Here is a 22,156-nt window from a genome sequence, read left to right as displayed (position 1 = left end):
CGTTGATTATTCTAGTTTCATTTATTGCAAAGTACAAGAGAATCGATATAAGTCCTGATTCTAATGAGACGCGATTGTTGTTTAGCTATTTATTATGATGATTTTGTGTCCAATTTTAGATGACTACGGAAATGAGATTCCAAGTAATTAGCTAGAGTTTTTTGAAAAGATGTAAATCCAAAGGAATCAATTACTTTTTGTCGCAGCATCTCTGGTTCATACATAAGGGGATTAGGGTAATTTCTTTTTAAAATTTGAATAATAGTTTGAGCTATCTCATCGATATCATCAGGATTAATTAATGCACCAAGTTCACCATGACAAAGCGCATCTACTGACCCATCTTGATTCCCAGCCAATACAGGTTTACCACAAGCTAATGCTTCTAAATAAACAATGCCAAAACCTTCTCGTTTACCGGGCATAGCAAACAAGTCGCAGAGGTTATAATAATCACAAAGCTGTTCATCCGCTACGAATCCGACTAAAGTGACGTAATCTTGCAGTTGCATTTTTAAAATTGACTCCTCAATTCTTTTGCTATCATTACCTTTGCCAACAATTAGATAATGAATATCGGGAATAACTTGACGGATTAGAGGAATTGCTTTGAGAATTTGGTCATATCCTTTGAAACGTTTTACCTCTACAAGTCTGGAAACTGTTAGGATAACAGGCTGTTCCTTGGTGAGTTTATATTTTTCCAGTAAATATTCCGGTTTTTCCTGGGGTATAAAGCGATGAATATCAAATGTATTCGGGATAATAACAACTTTATTTGGGTCAAGCTGTTGTTCTAAAATCAGGCGTTTTCTGGTGTAGCTACTAACAGCTAAAATTAAATCCGCATGGTATAAAGCATTTTTTAAGCCAGTATTTTTGATATCCCAAGCTTCGATTCCATGAGCAACAATCCAGTAGGGAATGTTTCTGAATCGTTTTAACCAGTAAGCAGCAAGGGCAAAGTTTAAGTGGGTAGAAATGATTAAATCCGGCTGTTGTAAAAACCCTTGACTAATTATTTTATAAGCAAAACTAGAGGTACGCAATTTTGATGAAATAGCACCAGAAAAGTGAAAGCGAGTGTGGGGTAAATAGGGAATCTCAGATGAAGTATTGACATCATGTTTCAGAAAAATATCATACTGGCTTTGGGGATCAATATTTTGTATTGCTTGTAAAAAAAAAGCGGAATAGACTTGGATACCGCCTTTAAATCCAAATATGTTCGGAAACCATAGATGGAAAGTATGATTTTTCATTGTTTCTGGCTAAGTACAATACCGTTGAAAGATAAAATAGGCAATAATCAGGCTGTCAGCACAACTTTTGGAAACATATTCCCTAATCTAAACCGTATTGTCCTAATTTATCGTCACGAGTGCGTAAGTTCTAAATAAAACTGGTTAAAGTTTCTAAATACAAGTTTGGCATACCAATGTCAAATAATTTACCATCGACCAGATACCCGGTCATACCTTCAGCTGCACGTAATTTTTCTAAACAAGTAGTTAGTTGAAATTCTCCTTTCATGCGGACATTATTTGCAATATCGGCTGCTAATAAATCAAATATGGTGGGAGAAAGGATATATAAACCAAATATACTTAAAAAATTATCTTCCCCAATTCCGCTAACTTGCAGCTTTTCTCGCGCATATTCCAGACTAGGTTTTTCGGCAATTTCGCTAATATTTAAAGTTGTATTTTCCTCCTGCCAATTTCCGGTGACACAGCCAACTTTATGTAATAAATCACCCTTAACTGTTGCTAAACCGATGACATTATTTTGATGGCGATGATACACTTCCATAAGTTGTTGAGCGCAGGATTTATCTTGGTGAGAGCGATAAATGTGGTCTCCCAACAACAATAAAAATGGCTGATTATCCACCCATTCCCGCGCACAGTAGACAGCGTGACCGTAACCTTCCTGTTGTTCTTGGGTTAAAAATGTAATGCGATCGCCTAAATCCACCAGGTATTTACTAAACTTTTGATTCTCCGGGGTCAGTTTTTCAAATAACTCTGCACTGGGGGGACGATTAAATAGGGTTTTAAAGGTTTTTTTATCTTGGGGTTGGACAATAATGGCGACTTCTTCAATTCCCGCACTTATCGCTTCTTCGATGATTAATAAAATCGCTGGTTTAGCTCTTCCATCCCGGTCAATAATGGGAAAAAGTTCTTTTTTCACAACTTTAGTTGCGGGAAATAACCTGGTTCCGAACCCCGCAGCAGGGATGACAGCTTTTTTGATTTTTGTTACAGGTTCAGTCACGGGCATAAATGGTAAGTTTAAATGGATGCATATGGGGAAAATCCCGTTTAATTATATCCATTACCTGTAGTTGTTCCACATCCGATTTCACAATAAATTGGACTGTCCCATCCCCCTGGGAACCCACTCCTTTTCCACCCCAAATATAGGTTTGGATGGGTTTGTAGTCGAGCAATTGGTGTAATATGGGGGCTGTTAACTGCTGGGGAGATGCGGGAACCATGTATCGATCGAATTCTGTTTGTGCATAGCGCATCAACTCCCCCAAAGTTTGACCATCTCCAGCTTGCAGAGCAGCGATCGCATTTTTGGTAATTTGATAACTAATATTGCCTAAATAATTTTGCACATCCCGATGAATTTGATTTTGCGCAACCGGATAACAAGCATTCAAATCCGCGAGAATTTTCTGGGTGTCCTTACTTGCAGCTAAATCCACCACCACAAAATAGAGATTTTTTCCAACCTGTAGCTCCTCAATCGTCACGCGATCGCCATCAAACAACATCGCTATGGGTACATTCCCATAGGCACAACCCTGATCCATCCTCCCACATTGAGATCCGGTTGTAATTTCCCCTAAATAGGCATATTCCATTTCTTCCCGAATCCCAAGTTGCAAATTATACGCCAAATTCCAAGCCCTAGCCACTAATACGCAAATTGCCGCACTCGACGATAAACCCTTTTTAATTGGTAAATCAGTATGGTAATTGTTGATTTTTAATCCTCCCACAGGAAAATCTCGGTGAATTCGGTACGCAACCCCCGCAGCATAGCTAAAAAAATCACCTGCTTGTGCTGCTTCCAGTAAAAGTTCCGGGTGCATTTTCACCTCAAAGGACTTCTGTGTCCCATCATCCAAACTCACCTCCATGACTAAACTATCAGCATGGGGTGTAACATCTGCATATAAACCCTGATTTGTTCCCACCAATAGGGTGTATCCCACACCCAAGTCAGGATTAATTCGACGATATCCTCCACTCCAATCACTATGTTCACCAAATAAACACAACCTACCAGGTACGAAAAGTTTCATTGCTATTGAAAATTACACCAATTGGAAAAATAAATGCCACGGATAACAAAGATAAGGCGTTGCTGAATTTGGGTATGAATTATATTTATTCAGATTTAGTATTAAAATCAAAGTTATCGTAGAGACGTAGCATTGCTACGTCTACACAAAGTTGTTATCGTAGAGACGTAGCCACGTCTACACAACGTAAAATTTCCAATTCATGTTTGTCTTCAGCAATGCCAAAGATAAAGTTCTAATATAACCATTCGGTTTATTATAAATTATGTTTAAAAATCAGGAATATTTTATGCCTTAGCTTGTCACCAATAGATATACCGCAGTCAGAGCGGGATTTGTAAAACCTTACATGTAGGGTTGTTAACGGTTGACGGTTAACAGTCACCAGTCATCAGTAAACGACGCGCTATTTTTCACGACTTCAATCGGATTGCTGTAAAAAGGGATTCTCAATCCAAAATCTCAAATCTAAAATAGCATTACCGATGAGAAACGTGAATTTCTTCCATAGCCAATTTACGCTGTTTAATTGGTTGAGCAGGATTACCCCCATATACAGTCATCGGTTCGAGGGATTTTCCTGCAACTCCCCCCAACACCAAAACCGCACCCCTTCCTACGGTCACACCTGGACCGATTACGGATTTTGCCGCAATCCAGCAACTTTCTTGAATATGGATGGGAGCGACAATTAATTTAAAGTCAGGATGATTCCAATCATGGTTTCCGGTGCATAAATAAACACCTTGGGAAATGCAAGCGTGAGCGCCAATAGTCACTTCTGCTAAATTATCAATCCATGCATCTTCCCCTAACCAAGCATAATCACCCACCGTTAATCGCCACGGAAATTTTACCCGTAATCCCGGTTTAATTCGCACTCCTCGACCAATTTTGGCTCCAAATATTCGCAGTACCATGACCTTAAATCCCGACATGGGTATCCACCGTGTTGCTAATAACGGTGAACCGAGAAAAAACCAGAGCATTTGTTTAATAATATTTGCACCGGGTTTATACGTACCTGTTGAGTAATTATCTAAACGCATAAAATTGAGGAGAATTATGGGGATGGAGACTTGCACCCGTGCGTCCCGTGACAATCCACAATAGCGATCGCCCACTATCCCGAATTACCCGTAACAGGGATTCGCGCGGTTGTTGGGTGGGAATGGCGATAGGGGTAAAAATAATACCTTGACTACCTAAAACCAATGTGGCGATCGCTCTCGCTCGACGCATATGAAAATCGGAGGTAATTAAATAAAGATGACGAAAACCAAGTCGATGGAAATCTTCTGCAAGTGATGTAAAATTGGTTACAGTATCAATGGCACGATAATCGAGATGCACCCTTTCTTTGGCAATCCCAGCATTGGCAAACACTTCCTGTGCTTGTTGAGGAGGAACCCCACTTGATACCCAAATATCCAAATCTGGGTAGAATTGCGCAAACCGTGCGGTGTATTGTTCCCGTTCAATCCCACCTCCAAGGGTGAGAATTGCTTGGGGTTGGGGATACTGGTAGGATGCGATCGCGATGCGTACGGGGATAATTGCGACGGAGAGGATGAGTAAACCGATGATACCGAAAAGTAGATATTTAGAAATAAAAGGATGACGGTAGAGCTTCATAGTTACTTTCGTCTGTTGCTAACAGTACTTTTATAGCTTAGAGAAAATAACTAATCAATTTAGGGTTATGCGATCGCTGAAGAAGGGGTATATTGTCGGTTTCTCACAAAGTGGTAAGTGATGGATTTTTCTCCTACTTCCTCAACTGACTACCCTAAACTCAAAATCGCAATTAACCCTTTAACTTCTCTGCTTCCATTAGACGAATTCCTAACAAAATTTCCGCTAACACTCGCTGAAATGCATAATACCATCCATGCCAACCGTCAAGAATTCCACCTTTGATGATCAGGCAATAAAATAGGATAATTGCAGGAGCTAAGATTTTTTGTTTGCGAATCCTATCCCCCAAGCTAAGTTGACTGTTTGGTGTTTCTAAAAGTTTTTTAACTTCAATAATCATATAGCGGTCTTGGGATGAAAGCCAACGACTTAAGGATTTGCGGTCATCGTGGTGAATGCAAGTTCTTAAATTACTAGACTTGCCAGTAAGTTCTAAAAGTTGAGTATGCCCATCATCAATATAAATAGCTTTTTCTTTACGAAATAAAACCAGACGAGGTGGTAGTATTGAACCATGTAAAGGCTTACCAAATATACAATATTTAAAACTAGCAAAATAGCCGTTTATTTCTTTATTCGACAACACAGAAATTATTTCTGTAACGAATTCTTTTGTAACAATATAATCCGCATCAAGAGACATTATCCACTCAGTTTTTACTTTTTCTAAGCCATAATTCCATTGATTTGCGTGGGTGTCAAATTTTCGTTGAAATACTTGAACTTGTGGATAAGAGGATAGAATATCTATAGTTTCATCTGTACTGAAGCTATCAATCACAACAATTTGCTGCGCCCAAGTTAAACACTGAAGCGTTCTATTGATGTTGGGAGCCTCATTATATGTCAAAATTAATGGTGTAATTTTTTCTAACATCATAATTAATTATCATTTTTATTGGTACATAGAATTGTCCTGCGAAATGTCCTAAAAAATATTTGTAGAAATCTGCTGTAAATCGACAGTAATTTTTTTACAGAGAATATTTTTTAGAATAATTTGACGAGTGTGTATACCCATTCCCCTTGCGGGATAAGGCTCACTGAGATAGAGTTCGAGATTAAAAGTAATACTCAATAAATTTAGAATTGCGCAGGTCGGGTTGAGGAAGGAAAACCCGAAGAGATCGGTATACTAAAAGGTTGCGCTTACTTGATGGAGAATCAAACTTACAATTATTCATAACTAACTGTATTGATATATCAACTACAAATTACCAATTATAAGCAATTTAAGTTAATTTTAAGTTCTACTTGTATAGATGAAAAGTTTGTAATTTATGTCGAGCATATTTTCAGTCACGGAATCAATCGATAATTATTTATTCATCGGAAAATGATTATTGAATAACCTATTTTAATTACTACAAAATATCTTCAAAATAGTTTTGTGATTAAATCAATAGTTTTGATTTTTGAGAAATAATCTCCTGATATATATGATTTAGATGATTAGCTACACTATCCCAAGTATAACTTTGTGAAACTAATTTTTGACCTCTATTTCCCATCTCTTTTGCCATTTGAGGATAGCGAAAATATCCCTCGATACAACTAGTAATCGCCTTCACATTTAGTTCAGATACATAACCAGCTTCATGTTCCGATACAACTGAAGCTAAAGCAACACCAGGAGTCACTAATACTGGTAAACCAGATGCCATTGCCTCGATAACTGCAACTCCAAAATTTTCTGAATGAGATGTCAATGCAAATAAATCTGAACCTTGAAGTAATAAATTTTTCATCTCCCCGGTAACAAAACCAGGAAGATAAGTACGCTGACGAATCCCGGAAGAAACTAACAGAGACTCTATTTCCGATTTATATTCTTGGGAACCATCACCACCAATAATCAAAGTAAAACGCTCGTGAGCTAAATTTCCTAAAGACGGAATTAAGTATTCTAACCCTTTTTTCGGATGTAAACGGGATAAAAATAAAATTATTGGTTCATCAAGAGGTAAATTAAAAAACCGTCTGAGTTTATTTCTCGCATCGGGAATTAGACTGGGAAGATTTAGTCCATGCGGTAAAATAAAGCTAGGTGCAGAAATTCCCAAAGGATGAATTTCCTGTTGCTCCTGAACAGAAGTTAGATGAAGTCCCCGACTTCGATTTAAATTGGCTTTTTCAATCAACTTTAAATAAATCTGTTTTTTCTGAGCGCTTTGTTGAAGTGACCATTGACAAAGTTGACCCAAAGGACGAACTATATAGGGAACTCCTTGAAGACGCGCGATCACCATTGTTGCAGTGGAAGCGTAGGAAAAAATGGCATGAACGTGTAACAAATCATATTTTCGGATATTTTGCCATAACCATTGTGTCATTTCTCGCGAAAATGCGAACTCCTTAACGGGATGATAATTTGGGGAAAAACGGGGAAAAAACCAAATTGGAACCGATTTATCCCCTTCAATTGTACCCAAAGGATAATTAACACATTTTCCTGTCGGTACATCTAATAAATCAACACCATTATCATTAGTAGTAGCAATCTCTGCATTGATTTCAGCAGAACGTAGCGCATTCACCATGGCCAAAATAGCTTCCGAAGGTCCCCCCCTCACAGGTGCAACGGAAGGAATTACATGCAAAACTCTCATAACGAAATTTCCCTCCACCAGTAATTAATAATTGCCAAACTCCAACGACGATACCAAGGTTTGAGAGAAACGTGAGGAGGATATTGGATATCAGAAAATATATCCTGCCATTCTGTTTGCATCCATGCTTCGTAAGGAAACATAAATCCTCGCTTCGGACGATTAAAAATCCAATCGGGTATTTCCGGAACAGCTTGTACCAAAATTTTTTTACCAAGTTGTAAGCGTAAATTACTGGGAATAGAAGCAATCGATTCTAATAGTTGTTTATCCACAAATGGCACCCTCAATTCTAAACCCCAACCCATACTCATCACATCACTATCTTTGAGTAATTGATTTCGCATGTAACGACTAATTTCTAACCAGCTAATTTCGTCCTCCAAAGAAGGAAAGCTTCGAGTAACAATTGAATTATTCCTTTCTGGAAGTGATTCGTAATGAAAGTAAGACTGAATAATTTGACGAGCTTCCCAGTGAGAAAAAATTCCTCTAAAACTACGATAGGCTGTTTCAGTAGTAGGATTACATTGAAGAAAATCTCCTAAACGTCGCACTTGCGTAGATGTTCCCCAACGTTCTAAACCCATTCCAACACTAGCTAACATCGGCTGTAAAGTTTTTAATTTTTGGCGTGTGTGTATCATTCGTGGAACTGTTTGAAAAGATTTATATCCTCCAAACATTTCATCCCCACCTAATCCAGATAGAACAACTTTTGATCCAGATTGATGCGCAACACGAGAAACACAAAATGTATTAAAACCATCAATACTTGGTTGGTCAATTGCAGCTAAATAGTGTGGTAATAATTTTCTTCCTTCACTTGCAGTAATTTTATACTCAGTATGCTTTGTCTGGAAATGATTAGCAACATTTTGTGCTAAATCCCCCTCATTCCATTCCTTTTCTGCAAATGCAATTGAATAGGTATGGAGAGAACCGGATTGAACTTGACGAGAAAGAGCAACAATAGCTGTTGAATCTATTCCTCCACTGAGAAAAACGCCTACTGGTACATCACTCACAAAGTGATGCTGAATTGAATCTATCAGCGCTTTCCTCACTTTTGCAATTGCATCTTCTTCAGAAATAGACTCAGGGGAAAAATCAATTTGCCAATAACAACTTTTAGAGACCTGACCAGCTTCCCAAAATAGGGTATGTCCTGCTTCTAAACAGTAAACACCTTCAATCAGAGTATGGGGTTCAGGTACAGAACCACTAACTAAATAACCATATAATCCTTCTTTGCTTAGGGTTTTTTCAATTAACCCAGAAGCAAGGACTGCTCGCAACTCAGAAGCAAATACTAGGGTTGAATGGGATTGCCAATAGTATAAAGGTTTTATACCTAAAGGGTCTCGTGCTAAAAAACAGGTTTGTTCTAAATTATCCCAAATCGCAAAAGCAAACATACCCCGTAACTGTTTAACACAGTCTGTTCCTGTTCGCTGATAAAGCTTGAGAATAACCTCCGTATCTGTACGGGAAGAAAATTTTTCCCCAAGAGCTTCTAATTGCGATCGCAATTCCTGGAAGTTATAAATTTCCCCATTAAAGGTAATCCAGTAACGTCCATCTGCTGTGGACATGGGTTGATGTCCCGCAGAACTTAAATCTAGAATCGCAAGACGGGTATGGGTAAAAGCGCAATTACGATTTTGAGCAATATAAATACCCTGGTCATCTGGTCCCCGGTGGAGTAAAGCCTTTTCCATACGTTTGACCAACCACTCCAATTGCTCTTGAACAGTCCCAGTCACGAGAATACCTGCAATTCCACACATTTTGTTTTTTCGATGTTAGGTTTTGAATCTAGAAAAAGTCTGCATCAAGTGTTTGCAAGACCAACAGAAGAATAGATGACCACCAAGCTCACTTGATAAAATAATGGTAGATATTTGTACTTCAATTATCATGTAAATTAAGACACTCTTTATTTAAAACTTTATCTAAATTTTGAGATAATCGATAAAGAAGAAAAAAAGAATTAAGCCTTGTTGAACTTGATAACAATATTATATAAAAATATTGTTATTATTCACGCTGACGGAGCGAAAATCTAGCTCGAAAAGCTTATGTTGTGAGGATGATATAAGAGTTACTTGAAATAAAGATAAAAGTAAAAGTAAATTTAGAACCTTACACAACGAAAAAATAAGACTTTCGCAATATACTTTTTGAGAATAAAATCAATACAGATGGAAAAGCATGTTTATCTTTTTTGTTACACTAGCTTAAAATCTTTACTGCGTCTTTTTTATAGAGATTTTTATCACCCCACTAGATTATTCACGACAAATAGTTATGCATCCATACTAATGTCAAAATAACATATTTAAATAGCGAAAATAGACTCAGGTTTTTCTGATAGCGAGGTTTATCTTCAAGAAAATTGATATCTCAAATAACTGCCAAGAGTCTGTTGAAAGCTTTTAAAACCAAACCTGTTAATTGCTTCTTTCCTGAGCATTTGTGGTTGATAAAGCAAAGGATTAGGATAGATTTTTTGTAAAATTTGAATTAATTTGTCCGCAATGGCCTCTACATCATCTGGATTTACCAACACACCTAACATGCCATTACACAAAGCATCCTGCGCTCCATCTTGATTTCCTGCCAAAATTGGCTTACCACAAGCTAAAGCCTCTAGATAAACTATCCCAAATCCTTCCTTTTTACTAGGCATAGCAAAAACATCGCAAAGATTATAATAATCATTTAATTCCTTTTCTGCAACAAAACCAGCTAAGGTTACACAATTCCCTATTCCTAAATCAAAGATAATTTTTTCGACTCGTTCTCGGTCGTCTCCCTCACCAGCAATCACATAATGAACATCAGGAATAGATTGGCGAATACGTGGAAGAGCGAAAAGTATCTGATCATAGCCTTTATAACCTTCCGATTTACTCAAACGAGCAACGGTTAAAATTACTGACTGGGATAACTGTAAATTATGCCTATTTAATAAATGAGATGGTTTACTGCTAATTTGAAAGCGGTTATGGTCAAATGTATTAAATAGCGTAGAAATTTTTGCTGGATCAATCTTTTCTTGTCGTAATAGAATCTCACGAGTATAGTTGCTACCACAAATAATTCTGTCTGCCTCATGTAGCGACTTTTTTAAAATTGGATTTTTAATATCCCAAGCTTCAATTCCGTGCGCGATCGCCCAGTAAGGAACTCCAGTAACTGTTTTTAAATAGTACCCTGCAACAGCAAAATGTAAATGAGTCGCAATCACCAAATCAGGTCTTTCTAATATACCTCTACCAATAATTTGAGAAGCAAAAAATTCTGTACGAATTTGCTCCGGATAACTACCAGCAAAATGGAAATGAGTTTGTTTTAAGAAAGGAGTATTCGCTGGAGTTTTTTGGTCATGTTTGAGAAAAACATCATACTTACTATCCGGGTATAAATTTTGTAAAGCTTGCAAAAAAAAAGTTGAGTAAACTAAAATTCCGCCTTTCAATGTAAATAAATTAGGTGTCCAAACATGAAAATGCATTGAACTTATACTTTCTCCTGCCTCCGGCTATATTTTTTATCTGATATCGAGAGATTATGTGCAGTTTAGATTCATCAAAAAAGTAATAAAAATTTTTTCGAAAAAAGAAACATTAACTTAGAAGCTATACAGCACATAATTTTAATTTTTATCATTGACCCAATTAAAATCTGGTTTACTAGATTTCACTATTAATTTAGAATCAGCAAACTTATGTTTTAATAACATATCTAGCCTACTTTGAAAACTTTCAAAACCAAATTGCTCAATTGCCTTTTCTCGGAGCGTTTGTGGTTGGTAAAGTAAAGGATTTGGATAGGTTCTTTGTAAGATATTAATCAATTTTGTCGCAATAGCTTCTATATCATCTGGATTTACTAACACACCTAATTCTCCCTGACATAAAGCATCCTGCGCTCCATCTTGATTCCCTGCTAGAACTGGTTTACCGCAACTTAAAGCTTCCAAATACACGATACCAAATCCTTCTTTTTTACTAGGCATAGCAAAAACATCGCAAAGATTATAGTAATCGTTTAGCTCTTCATCTGGAATATAACCAGTTAAGGTTACACAGTCTTTCAGATCCAGTCGAGAAATGATTTCCTCAATTCGAGGTCGGTCATCTCCTTTACCAACTAAAACATAATGCACATCCGGAATATATTTACGAATTTGAGGTAAAGCATTTAAGATTGAGTCATAACCTTTATAGCCTTCAGCTTTTGAAAGTCGAGCAACAGTCAGAATTATTTTTTGTTCAGCTTTTAAATTATATCGTCTGAGCAAATGTTCCGGTTTGCTCCCTTTTTGAAAGCGATTATAGTCAAATGTATTAAATAATATGGATAATTTGTCTGGGTTACAATTTTGCTGTTTAATTAAAACATCACGAGTAAAGTTACTAACACAAAGTATTTGTTCCGCATTGTGTAAGGCTTTGATTAAAGAAAAACTCTGAATATCCCAAGCATCAATACCATGAGCAACAACCCAATAGGGTGTACCAATTACACGATTTAGCCAGTATGCAGCTTGGGCAAAATTTAAATGAGTTGAAATGACTAAATCAGGTCTGCTCAGTAAAGCTTTTCCAATCAATTTAGCAGCAAAACATGGCGTACGAATTTTAGACGGATAAGCTCCGGAAAAATTGAACCGAGTGTTTGATAAATAAGGTTGATTTTCTGGTATTTTTTTGTCATGTTTGACAAAAACAGAAAACTGACTGTGAGGATAAAGCTTTTGTAAGGCTTGCAGAAAAAAATAAGAGTAAACTTGAATCCCACCCTTACTAGCAAACAGTTCGGGAATCCAGATATGAATGTTCATTGTATTAAATTCCTAAATCAAATATTGAATAGCCTGTATTAGCCCCTGAGTAGTTTGATTATAGCTATAGTTTGATATAATACTCATACTTTTTTCTCCCCAACTTTTTAAACGCTTTCTATCTTGAAATGCTTCAGAAAGTGACTTAGCTAAAGCTGAGACGTTACCTGCTTCAAAGACAAGTCCATTATGATAGGGATGAACTAGATCTTGAGTGCAACCGACATGGGAACTAACAATAATAGGTAAACCTAAGCACATAGCTTCATTTACAACTAAACCCCAAGTTTCTCCTTCTCCGTAGCTAGGTAGCACTAGTAAATCAGCAACAGCATAAGCACGAGGGATTAAACTTTGATTTTGGAAAGGTGCAAAATAAATATTAGGATTTCCAGCAGCCTTTTGTTTCAGATTTTCTTCCAGGTTTCCTGCACCAACAAATAAAAGTGAAACATCTGTTAGTCCTGCTTGTAAAAATGCATCAAGTAAATCTAATGGGCGTTTTTTCAGTTCAAATTTACCAACAAATATAATGACTGCATGGTTCTGAGGAATACCCAACTCCTGTTTCCATACTTCTGCTTGCAGTTTTGCTGTTGCAGCTTGAGCAATAAAGCGCTCATTATCTACAGAATGGGGAGAAAAAAACAACTTATTTCTAGAAACACCATGATAACGAAAATAGTCATAATTTGCTTTACCAACATAAAGACAAGCGGCAAAATGGCGATAAATTAGGGAAATAAACTGTCGTCTTGCCCAAGATTTAATACCTTTATTATCAATTAAACGATGGGAATCTCCACGAAATATTAACGGTATTTTATCCCTATTCCAAGCTACCAAAAAACGATATATGCTAGCATAATTATAAACCATTAGTAGAACTACATCTGGATTATAAGCAGCCACCTGTGCCACCAAAGACGGATTTTGCAAACCCCAGAAGTGATGAGTACCAGGATTCTTACTCACGTTCGCAACAAATTCATAATCATATCCATCCAACAGCGGAATGTCCCATTGAATAGCTTGTTGAAAATTGACATCAATAGTTTTTTTAATGCCGAAATCCCAGAGATAAAAAACTTTAATTTCTATATTACCTAAATGTGCTAAATACTTATACCAAGGAGCATAGTATTGAATCGGATGAGAAGAGATGATAGCTAACTTTTGCATGAAGTGAATAGGTCGATATTTAGGGATGGTAAATATAAATTTTTCTTACTATCTTATAATTTTTCATACAAAAAATTGTCACTACACCAAGTACAGTTAGAGATTGCAACAAAGACACTACATAGACTCCAACTGTCCATTCACTTTGCAATGCAAAAGTCATCATTAACACTGCTAATAAAGCTTGGGCGGAAACAATTGGAGCATTGATACTCCAGCGAGTAACCGACCCATAAAGGCTTCCCAGCACGATACCTAATCCAGCACAGCCAAACAATCCAAAATTAGCATAGGATTCCGCAACTAATCCCCAACTAATTGTAGTGGTAAATGTATCTTTATATTTTTGCAGTCCGTAGTAAACACTTAGAATATGTGTTCCTTCATGACTTCTAATTTTATTAGTATTGAAAAAGCGAGGTATTAAAAGTTCCGGAATAATCTCATAGGTTTTTCCATACAAAAAAGGTTTTATTTCCGGACTTTTTTGTTGAGCTAACATCAGCATATGAATCATGCTAGAGCGTTCTATTAGTGTCTCACTTCTCTGAGAATCAGGTAAATTATCTTGTTTATTAAATATATCTATTGAATAGCCAATCCATTCACCATAACGAGCAGGATACTCCCAGGGTTGAACGTAATAAGTCTGTCCACTAAACCAGTATTTTGCACGCATTTCTCCTTTCCCATAGTGCAGTAGAGAAAAACAGATAGCAACAATTATAATTGGTAAAATAGGTACTTTTTTTCTACCTATTATGAATGCAATTATAGCCACTAAGAATAGGGATGCAGAAGATACTAATAGTAGAGTCAGAGCATTGGCAATCATGTCAACCGCAAGTAATATTATAAACAATCGACCTTGTGATTTTTCCAATTCAAAGCAACCAAAGCGATAGGATAATACAAAAACAGATAATGCAGTTGAGGCAATGACTGCCCCTGTCACAATCGAAAATAAACCCTGGTTAAGAAATAGAAGCCACCCCGCAGAATTGGAAATACTAAAAAGAACGCTTACCAATAAGATAGATAAGAAAAAATTATTATCTAATTTTTTAGTTAAAATTCGATAACATCTAGGTGTTCGAGGAGTTGATTTCACAAATTGAAACCAAACAAAAGTTCCTAAGATTAAAAAAATAGCTATAGTTTGAGCCGCAAACAAGTGTTCTGCAGGAGAGTAAGTGGTTATCTTATTAGAATCATTAACTAGGGGCAGGGCATAGGCCCAAATATAAGTAATGGCAAAAAATGGGAAAATTGGCAATCCTTGGGCACGTCCAGAACACCATAAATAGCTTGGTATAAGTGCAGCACAAGTAATGAATACGGCTCCAAAATTACTGAGCAAAGAAACTGTTTTTACTAAAAAAAGTTCGTATATAATCAATCCGAAGAAAACCAACCAAAAAGCACCTAATAAATTTTTTTGCCGTTGTTGTGGGAGGTTTGGTAAGTGGGGTAATGGTGGAGAAATTGCCTGCATAAATTGGGTCATAATAAATATTTCTATATTTTCATGAGCATGCAGTTGTCAAAAATACTACATAACTTTCGGGTCATTTCTCTTGATGTATAGGGTTGAAAGGCTGACCAATTAGTTGGCGGCTTAAACCCTTTTGGTAGAGATAATAACCAATTTAGTTGACTGATTATTTGAGGTAATAAATTTTCTGGTTGACTTTCTGATTTAAAAGTAACTGTTTGACCAGCTTGACAGCGTTGAAGAATATCAACTACAGAACTTTGATGGTGAAAAATTGCTAAAATAGGTTTGCGGGATAAAATGTAGGGATAAAGTTTAGACGCTGTATAGCTCGGGTCATCAGAACCGATCATAATAATAGAATCGCTGTCAGCTAAAACTTGTAAAGCTTCAAAGTAAGGAATTCGATGAGGATGTTCCATAACTAAGTCCTCCACACCAAATTCTTGGGCTATTGGCTCCACTGTTTTAGTTGCGCGATCGCCAGGAGCATAGCTCGTACCAACAAAGTGTAGTTGCACTTTTTGCCATAAATTGGGGTTGCGACGACGCTCTGTTTGAATAGCCAGAAATAAACACCGCAATGCCAAAGCCATATCTTGACCAGCTCTTCCCACATAAACCCAGTGTAGCTTGCCATCATTGGGGTTAAAAATATTTTGTTTAATATTTAAATTAGGTAACAACTCAAAATCATTTTCCGCAGCGCCAAAAGGTAAAACACTAAACTGTTCTCCACATAACCATCCGTAGCGCTGACATAATGTTTTTGGGTATTCTGGTGAAACGCTGATGACGTGGCAGACTTTTCGTAAAGTTAAAGATTCCAGAAATTTTGCCATTACCTGTGATAGCTTGTATTTTAAGTTACGTCTAGATTTGCGATCTTGACTCAAATTTCCATAATAGTCACTCAACCAAGGGTCTTGAAAATCTAGTACATAGGAAATACCATGCCGATAATACCAGTAAATTCCTAAAGACATTAGGGGAAACATTGTTGTTGAAAAAAAAACTACATCTGGCTTTTCTTTTTCAATGATTTTACTACCCAAATCAGCTAAATGAAAAAAGCTTCGTAGTCCAACATTTCTCAACCCAAACCATTGTGTCCAAGTCTTTTTGATACAACCAGCTTGCCAGATACGGGTATTAGTAGGGATAGTCCTTTCAAGTATTTCATCCTTGATTCCTTCTTGCTCATTAGGATCAACCTTTAAAATTAAAGGTTCCCATCCAAACTCACCAAAAAACGAAACCGACATCCGAGCGCGATGCATATCTGGATAAGATACAGGTGGCCAATTTGGTGTCACAATCAAAACTTTTTTTTGCGGCTGTTTGATAGATGTATCCGATTTATTTTCTAGCTTTAATTGCATATTCAAGATAATCACCTGATGTATTATAAATTACTTTTTTATGTAATCATAGGTAAAAACTACTAAATTCTGTCTTTTAGGCTAGTTTCATCAGAAGAATAACCACAAGCTGGACGAAATTCAAATGGTAGTAAACCTTGATTCATTTTGGTTATTCGGTTGAGATAAATTTAATTCCCTTAACAAGCCTCTAAAACGCTTTTCCCAAGTGTGATGCAGTAAACAATAATTTTGGGCTGCTGTAGCTATTTTCTGTCGTTCTGTTGGATGATCTAAATAGTATCTGATTTTATCTAGTAAATCCGCTGTATTATTCCAAGTAGCAATATTTTCTCCGACTTGAAACAGTTCTTGCAACTCCTGGCAGTCTTGTGTCAGATAAAATCCTCCATACATGGGAATTTCAAACTCTCGCAGTCGAACTTGCCGACGTTCTCCTGGTGTTCCTGGTGTACCGAGAAAATGGGTAAATCCCAAGTTAATTGCAGCACCTTGTAATAGTGTTGTAAAATCAGCCCATGCATACGAACCTTTTATACAATTGCTGGGGATATCACTATCAAGTCCTGGAGGTAAAGGTTTTGGCTGCATTCTTTTTTGAATTACTTTCCATAACCTCCCTAGCCCTTCTTCTTGGATGCGCGGTAACATGTAATAGCGCATATCGTGAAGATTTTTTGCTAAAGGTTGAACTTCAGCAGGATCAAGCGTTTGCCGCAGCCAATTATGACCATATATTTCTAGAGGAATACCTTCTTGAGCCAACCATGCAAGCACTTGACGGCGAAAAAGCCAAGGCGAACCTAGATAACGTACTCCTGGGAATGGAGCAATTTGCGCTGGGGATGTTTCGGAATTAACAGGAGGATTTGCAGCCATTGGCATATAGTAGGGGCGAATACCTGCGCGACGCAATCCTGACCAAGAATCTCTTTGAGCGCAAGCAACTAGGTCAAAGTACTTTCCTGTACGCAGAACTCGATACCACTGACCAACCAAATCCACATGATAATTTACCATTGGCACATCAAGAGCACGTAGCTGTTTTGCTGTTTCGACCTCTAGAACATCATCATAGATAACAGCAAAAATCAAGTCTAGACAGCCTTCAGCTTTTAGACGCTTGGCTGTTGCCAAAAGTTGAGCATTTAGTTGATGGTTCGCTCGCAAACCCTCAGTACTCCAAGATTTACCCATATGAGTACCGTAGAAAAATTCAGAAACTGAACAACCTAAGCGTCGCCAACCTTCTGAGAGATTGATTGGCATCCAGCCACCTTTACAGAGAATGGTGAGAACGTGCATAAATTATTAAGCTCTATTTCGATAAAAGAGTTTTGTATAGTTGCTCATACTGCTCAACAATGACAGAGGCAGAAAAATTTTCCTCTGCTCTCTGACGACAATTTTTACGGTCAATATTGGACAATTGATTAATGGCTGCGACAGCTTCTTCTGCATTATTAACTAAGTAGCCATCAACACCGTGGCGTACAATCTCTGGCAATGCTCCCCTAGGACAGGAAATAATAGGTGTTCCGCAAGCTAAAGCTTCCGCAAAAACGATACCAAAAGGTTCATCCCACTCAATAGGGACAATCATTGCAGCAGCTTTACCTAATAGTTCATTCTTTTGCGTATCGTTTACCGAACCAACATACTCGATACCATCTTTTCCTAAATAAGGGGCTATTTCCTCTTGCCAATAGGCTTTACCCTCATCTGAGTTAACTTGATTACCTGCTATCAACAATCTACGACCTGCTTTTCGTGCTACCGCGATCGCTGTGTGCGCTCCTTTTATTTTTTCTACCCGACTCAAAAATACTAAGGGTGAATCTTTTGGAACTTCTGGCACAAAGGTATATTTTTCTAGTTGCACGCAATTTTGGATAGGATGCCAAGTACCACCACTAGCCCTACCTATATTACATATGTAATTACTGCAACCTGTAAAAGTTAGCGAGCCTTGAGCTAATTTTGTTGCCCAGTTAGTGCTGCGTTTACTAGGATAGCGTTGGAAAGACATTACCTTTGGTAACCGACTTCCCAAAATTGGTAATAAATAAAGAATTCGAGAAAAGCTGTGAACTATATCTGGTTTCCATTGCTGAACGGCTTTTGTGAGGGTAATTGTGTTTGCAAAAGCATCTAATTTATCTTGAGAGCGCTTTCCAACCCAAGGAAACAGTTGATCCGCTAGCGAGGTAGACTCTGAATGAGCTACAAGTGCTACATTATGACCTCTTGATTTTAGTCCAGTAACGAGTAAATCGACTATGCGTTCTATACCACCGTAGAGTTTTGGGGGTACTGGTAGTTCTGGATCTGCGGTAATTAGTAATCTCATGTGGCTATTTATGAGTTTTTTGTATTATTTGTATTAGCTAAGTTTAAAAAACGCTCCCATGCAGATAGATTAATATCTGCATAACCTTCTTGCTCATTCGGAACTTGACCTGCTAAAATAGCCTCCTGAATACGTGGTAAAAGTTCTAAGTAACGAGTTGGTTTGGTCGCTGGATGCAAAAGCCATGCTCTTTCTGTATCCATGTTTAACTGCCAACCACCTGCGCTTCCTATTCGCTTATGAAGCATAATTTCAGGCGACCTTGGATAGCCACGATTCAAATATTTAATCGCTAATGTTTCTAAGAGTAAATGTCCTTGAATTAGGGGTAAATAACTGGACAGTTTTGTGATATCAATTAAAAAACAGCGAGTACTAAACCAGTCGTTACGCCAGCCACTTTCCACCTTATATAGAGGTCGTCCTTCATGTAAACTAGGAGCATCAACCAGTTTTTTTTCTTTACTAAAAGGTGGGCTAATTCTTGGGGTAGCTGCTACTGCTTTCTCTTCTTTATCAATCAAATTTCTGGCTTCGATAGACCAGTCATAATTTGGTGCTTGATAAAGTAGCATATCTGCATCATAGTGGATAAGATAGCGAGTCTTGGTCACCTCAAAAGCTGCTAAGTAGGACATCAGAGCACAACCACCATAGTCGTGCGTTTCGTTTACCCAGTCACCCAAATACTTATGAGCTAAAATAGGTTGTATGGAATTATTGGGATGTAAATATACTATTGTATCTATGTAACCTTTTGACTTTAAATTTTCAGTAATTATACTGATTTTTTCAACTCTCTCACTGAAGGATGGTTCGGGAAAACGTTTCTCTGGGTCAATAATTTTTGTTTTTTGCGGTCGGCAACAATCTACTATTGCTAGTACTTCGTCAACATTTTCACGGTGAGATTTTACAAGCGGTGGAACTGTAAGATGAGCGTAGTTAATATCACCAGGCGAAAGATTTATTTGTAAAGTTACATTATACATATTAATTAACAGTTCTTCAATTTTACTCTATTTATAGAACTTGAGATATTAATTTATAAATATCAACCCTTTGTTTTTCCCAAGAAAATTTTTCTTTGGCAGCATCTAAAGCTGCTGCTTTAGCGGCATTTAATTTGTGAGAATTTACTAATAAATCTTCTAAAGCTTCAGCTAAAGCCAGATGATTATTGTTTGGAATTAATTTACCTATTTCTGGTCTTATAGAAAAAATTTCTCTTTGTCCAAGCGTGTCAGTTGCAATAACAGCTAAACCAGCTTGAAGATATTGAAAAATTTTATTAGTTACTGTTAAATTCCGGCTGACAATATCACTAGTCTCCAAACCCAAACCAATATCATGTTCAGCAATACGTGAAAGTAATTCATCATTGGGAACGGTAGAATGGATAAATAAGTAATTTCGCCATGTAGGTGGAATTTGCTTTTCAAGCCACTGACGCGCACTTTCAGGATAGTTACCCCGTATATGAATTTCTACCGGTATAGTTAAATGAGGTAGAGCTTGGAAAAGTATTTCCAATCCCCGTCCCGGTCCAATAGTCTGAGAGAACCAGTGTAGGGAGGGTAAATTCAAATTATTTCTATCACGTTTTCGCAAATCAATCTTTGCCCGTTCAGCCCAAGGGAAGGTGTTATAAATTACTGTTGGTTTCGGAACTTGGTAGGCTTGAGCGAAAGCATCTGCTAAAGCATGGGATGTAGTTAAACAATAGGAACAGTCACGAGCTAAACGTTCTTCTAAAGCCTTCAGTTGTGAAATAGGGCGTAGTTTGCGTGCTGCTAGCGGTAAATCTTCGGAAAACCAGTCTTCAAAGTCTACTCCAACACGAAAGCCTTCATTAAGCAGTTGGTTTCCAACCCATAACCCAGTTTCCGAATGTACTATCGTCAAATCGGCATTTGTTTGGTGAGCAACTTTAAGCATTGCTCTAGTACCAAAACCAAGTAAATCAGGTGAAAAAATTTGAAATCGCTGATAACATTCCCTGGCTATGCGCCCTTGTAAACGTATAAGTAAGTTATTAAAGCGCTGGCTAGGTTGCAAATCTAAAATGGGTTCAAATCGCCATTTTTTATTAGCCATTAATACGCGATCTCGCTCGACCAACTCTGGGTCAAACCAGAAACCACGCACTGTTACATCATGACCTGCATCAGCGAGAGTCTCTGCTTCTTTTTGAGGTCTGGGTGCAGTGCAAAGATGAGCACCTATAAGGATAAGAATTTTTGCCATTTATGATTTTAGTTGTGGCTTTCGTTAACCCGATCTAAAATTTCAACAAAATCTTTGGCGCATTTTTCTAATGTGAGATTTTCCAAGATATATTCACGGGGTGCAAATTTTTGATAGTTAAGTTTATCTAAAAATTCCTCTAATTTCATGGGGAATTCGCTGATATTTTTGAACTTGACTCCACAACGTTCATCCCAAAACGGAACGGATGTTGCAGGAATATTTGGAGTTCCCCATTTAAAACGATTTGGGTCTAAACATTTACCTTGATCCCAAGCAATGATAGGAACACTACTAGATAGGCATTCCTGATATGCTAAACCCTGACTCTCGTGTTCACATAAAAAAATCATTGCTCGACAACGGTTGAGAGCCTCTTGATAGTTCAGGGAATTATACTTTCCGTAACAGATTTCTTCAAAACTCAGTTTGCGTTGTTGCAAAAGTTGACGAATCGGCGTTAGTAAACTTTCTTCATATTCATTCTGTTTCCATCTAATTTTGTTATATATCAAAAAATCAACTGACTTACTTAGGGAGGATACTGGCTGCCAAGTATTGGTATCGATACCAACAGCCCACATATCGCAACGCTCATGAAAGTAAGGAGTATAAATATCTACAGCCCACTGGGAGTGTTGTAAGTATTTAACTACTGGGTAGTCCTGACACAAGCTCGGCCATTCACTGGGATGGGTCATTAATCCAATACCAGCAACTATAGGATTGGGATTGTTATAACCATTTAAGCAATTTCTACCTCGACCCAAAATTCCAACGCGATCGCCACTTTGAAGGTACTTAAATGGTAAATTTACGTCATATTCAATACCCAACTTATCTAAACCTAAACAGAGATTGATAAAAACCTTATCAACTCCTCCAACACGAGGGGTACCCCGAAGAATGCGGCGAATAACAGGTCGTAAGTAACGGTCTCCAGGTAAAATTCGGTCTTTTTCTTGCTCTTGGATATAGTAGAGACACAAGCGGCTCATGTTCATTAATTCCTTTCGTAA

18 protein-coding genes are annotated in these 22,156 nt (G+C 37.5%); all 18 read right to left on the bottom strand.

Annotated features, from left to right (window positions below):
• Positions 1-92 precede the first annotated feature (92 nt).
• A complete protein-coding gene (locus CDC37_RS01200; protein ID WP_096620110.1) occupies positions 93-1,262 on the bottom strand; it encodes a glycosyltransferase in 1,170 nt (389 codons plus the stop codon).
• A gap of 130 nt (positions 1,263-1,392) precedes the next feature.
• On the bottom strand, positions 1,393-2,280 hold the full coding sequence (locus CDC37_RS01195) for a sugar phosphate nucleotidyltransferase (RefSeq protein ID WP_231943178.1): 888 nt from the start codon (positions 2,278-2,280) through the stop codon (positions 1,393-1,395).
• A complete protein-coding gene (locus tag CDC37_RS01190; RefSeq protein WP_096620108.1) occupies positions 2,273-3,322 on the bottom strand; it encodes a mevalonate kinase family protein in 1,050 nt (349 codons plus the stop codon). The genes CDC37_RS01195 and CDC37_RS01190 overlap by 8 nt, the downstream gene beginning before the upstream one ends.
• Before the next feature lie 479 nt (positions 3,323-3,801).
• Positions 3,802-4,371: a putative colanic acid biosynthesis acetyltransferase gene (locus CDC37_RS01185; protein WP_096620107.1), complete on the bottom strand. Its 570-nt coding sequence runs from the start codon at positions 4,369-4,371 to the stop codon at positions 3,802-3,804.
• The gene (locus CDC37_RS01180; protein WP_096620106.1) at positions 4,358-4,957 is read right to left on the bottom strand and encodes a YdcF family protein; all 600 of its coding nucleotides are present in this window, start codon (positions 4,955-4,957) and stop codon (positions 4,358-4,360) included. Before CDC37_RS01180 ends, CDC37_RS01185 begins: the two co-directional genes overlap by 14 nt.
• A 172-nt stretch (positions 4,958-5,129) precedes the next feature.
• Complete coding sequence (locus tag CDC37_RS01175) at positions 5,130-5,897, bottom strand: glycosyltransferase family 2 protein (protein WP_096625789.1); 768 nt, start codon at positions 5,895-5,897, stop codon at positions 5,130-5,132.
• Positions 5,898-6,414: 517 nt separating this feature from the next.
• Positions 6,415-7,629, bottom strand: a complete 1,215-nt coding sequence (locus CDC37_RS01170) for a glycosyltransferase (RefSeq protein WP_096620105.1) — start codon at positions 7,627-7,629, stop codon at positions 6,415-6,417.
• Positions 7,626-9,419 carry an asparagine synthase (glutamine-hydrolyzing) gene (asnB, locus tag CDC37_RS01165; protein WP_096620104.1) on the bottom strand — a complete coding sequence of 598 codons (1,794 nt, stop codon included), beginning with the start codon at positions 9,417-9,419 and terminating at the stop codon, positions 7,626-7,628. The genes CDC37_RS01170 and asnB overlap by 4 nt, the downstream gene beginning before the upstream one ends.
• A 599-nt stretch (positions 9,420-10,018) precedes the next feature.
• Positions 10,019-11,149: a glycosyltransferase gene (locus CDC37_RS01160; RefSeq protein ID WP_096620103.1), complete on the bottom strand. Its 1,131-nt coding sequence runs from the start codon at positions 11,147-11,149 to the stop codon at positions 10,019-10,021.
• Between the two features lie 141 nt (positions 11,150-11,290).
• Positions 11,291-12,481 carry a glycosyltransferase family 4 protein gene (locus tag CDC37_RS01155; protein ID WP_096620102.1) on the bottom strand — a complete coding sequence of 397 codons (1,191 nt, stop codon included), beginning with the start codon at positions 12,479-12,481 and terminating at the stop codon, positions 11,291-11,293.
• Positions 12,482-12,493: 12 nt separating this feature from the next.
• Complete coding sequence (locus tag CDC37_RS01150) at positions 12,494-13,663, bottom strand: glycosyltransferase family 4 protein (protein ID WP_096620101.1); 1,170 nt, start codon at positions 13,661-13,663, stop codon at positions 12,494-12,496.
• 19 nt (positions 13,664-13,682) lie between these two features.
• Positions 13,683-15,170, bottom strand: coding sequence for a hypothetical protein (locus CDC37_RS01145; protein WP_096620100.1), 1,488 nt, complete (start codon positions 15,168-15,170; stop codon positions 13,683-13,685).
• Positions 15,171-15,181: 11 nt separating this feature from the next.
• Positions 15,182-16,540, bottom strand: a complete 1,359-nt coding sequence (locus tag CDC37_RS01140; RefSeq protein ID WP_172892823.1) for a hypothetical protein — start codon at positions 16,538-16,540, stop codon at positions 15,182-15,184.
• A gap of 120 nt (positions 16,541-16,660) precedes the next feature.
• Positions 16,661-17,845, bottom strand: coding sequence for a glycosyltransferase family protein (locus tag CDC37_RS01135; RefSeq protein WP_096620099.1), 1,185 nt, complete (start codon positions 17,843-17,845; stop codon positions 16,661-16,663).
• Between the two features lie 13 nt (positions 17,846-17,858).
• Positions 17,859-18,890: a glycosyltransferase gene (locus CDC37_RS01130; protein WP_096620098.1), complete on the bottom strand. Its 1,032-nt coding sequence runs from the start codon at positions 18,888-18,890 to the stop codon at positions 17,859-17,861.
• An 8-nt stretch (positions 18,891-18,898) separates the two neighbouring features.
• Positions 18,899-19,882 carry a hypothetical protein gene (locus tag CDC37_RS01125; protein ID WP_096620097.1) on the bottom strand — a complete coding sequence of 328 codons (984 nt, stop codon included), beginning with the start codon at positions 19,880-19,882 and terminating at the stop codon, positions 18,899-18,901.
• A 31-nt stretch (positions 19,883-19,913) separates the two neighbouring features.
• Entirely contained in the window at positions 19,914-21,137 is a 1,224-nt protein-coding gene (locus tag CDC37_RS01120) for a glycosyltransferase family protein (protein WP_096620096.1), read from the bottom strand.
• Positions 21,138-21,145: 8 nt separating this feature from the next.
• The gene (locus CDC37_RS01115; protein WP_096620095.1) at positions 21,146-22,135 is read right to left on the bottom strand and encodes a glycosyltransferase; all 990 of its coding nucleotides are present in this window, start codon (positions 22,133-22,135) and stop codon (positions 21,146-21,148) included.
• Positions 22,136-22,156 lie beyond the last annotated feature (21 nt).

This window comes from Calothrix sp. NIES-3974 (genome assembly GCF_002368395.1).
In the GTDB taxonomy this organism is placed as follows: Bacteria; Cyanobacteriota; Cyanobacteriia; order Cyanobacteriales; family Nostocaceae; genus NIES-3974.
The sequence above is the reverse complement of the archived record's forward strand: the minus strand, read 5'-3'. Positions and strand labels throughout refer to the sequence as shown.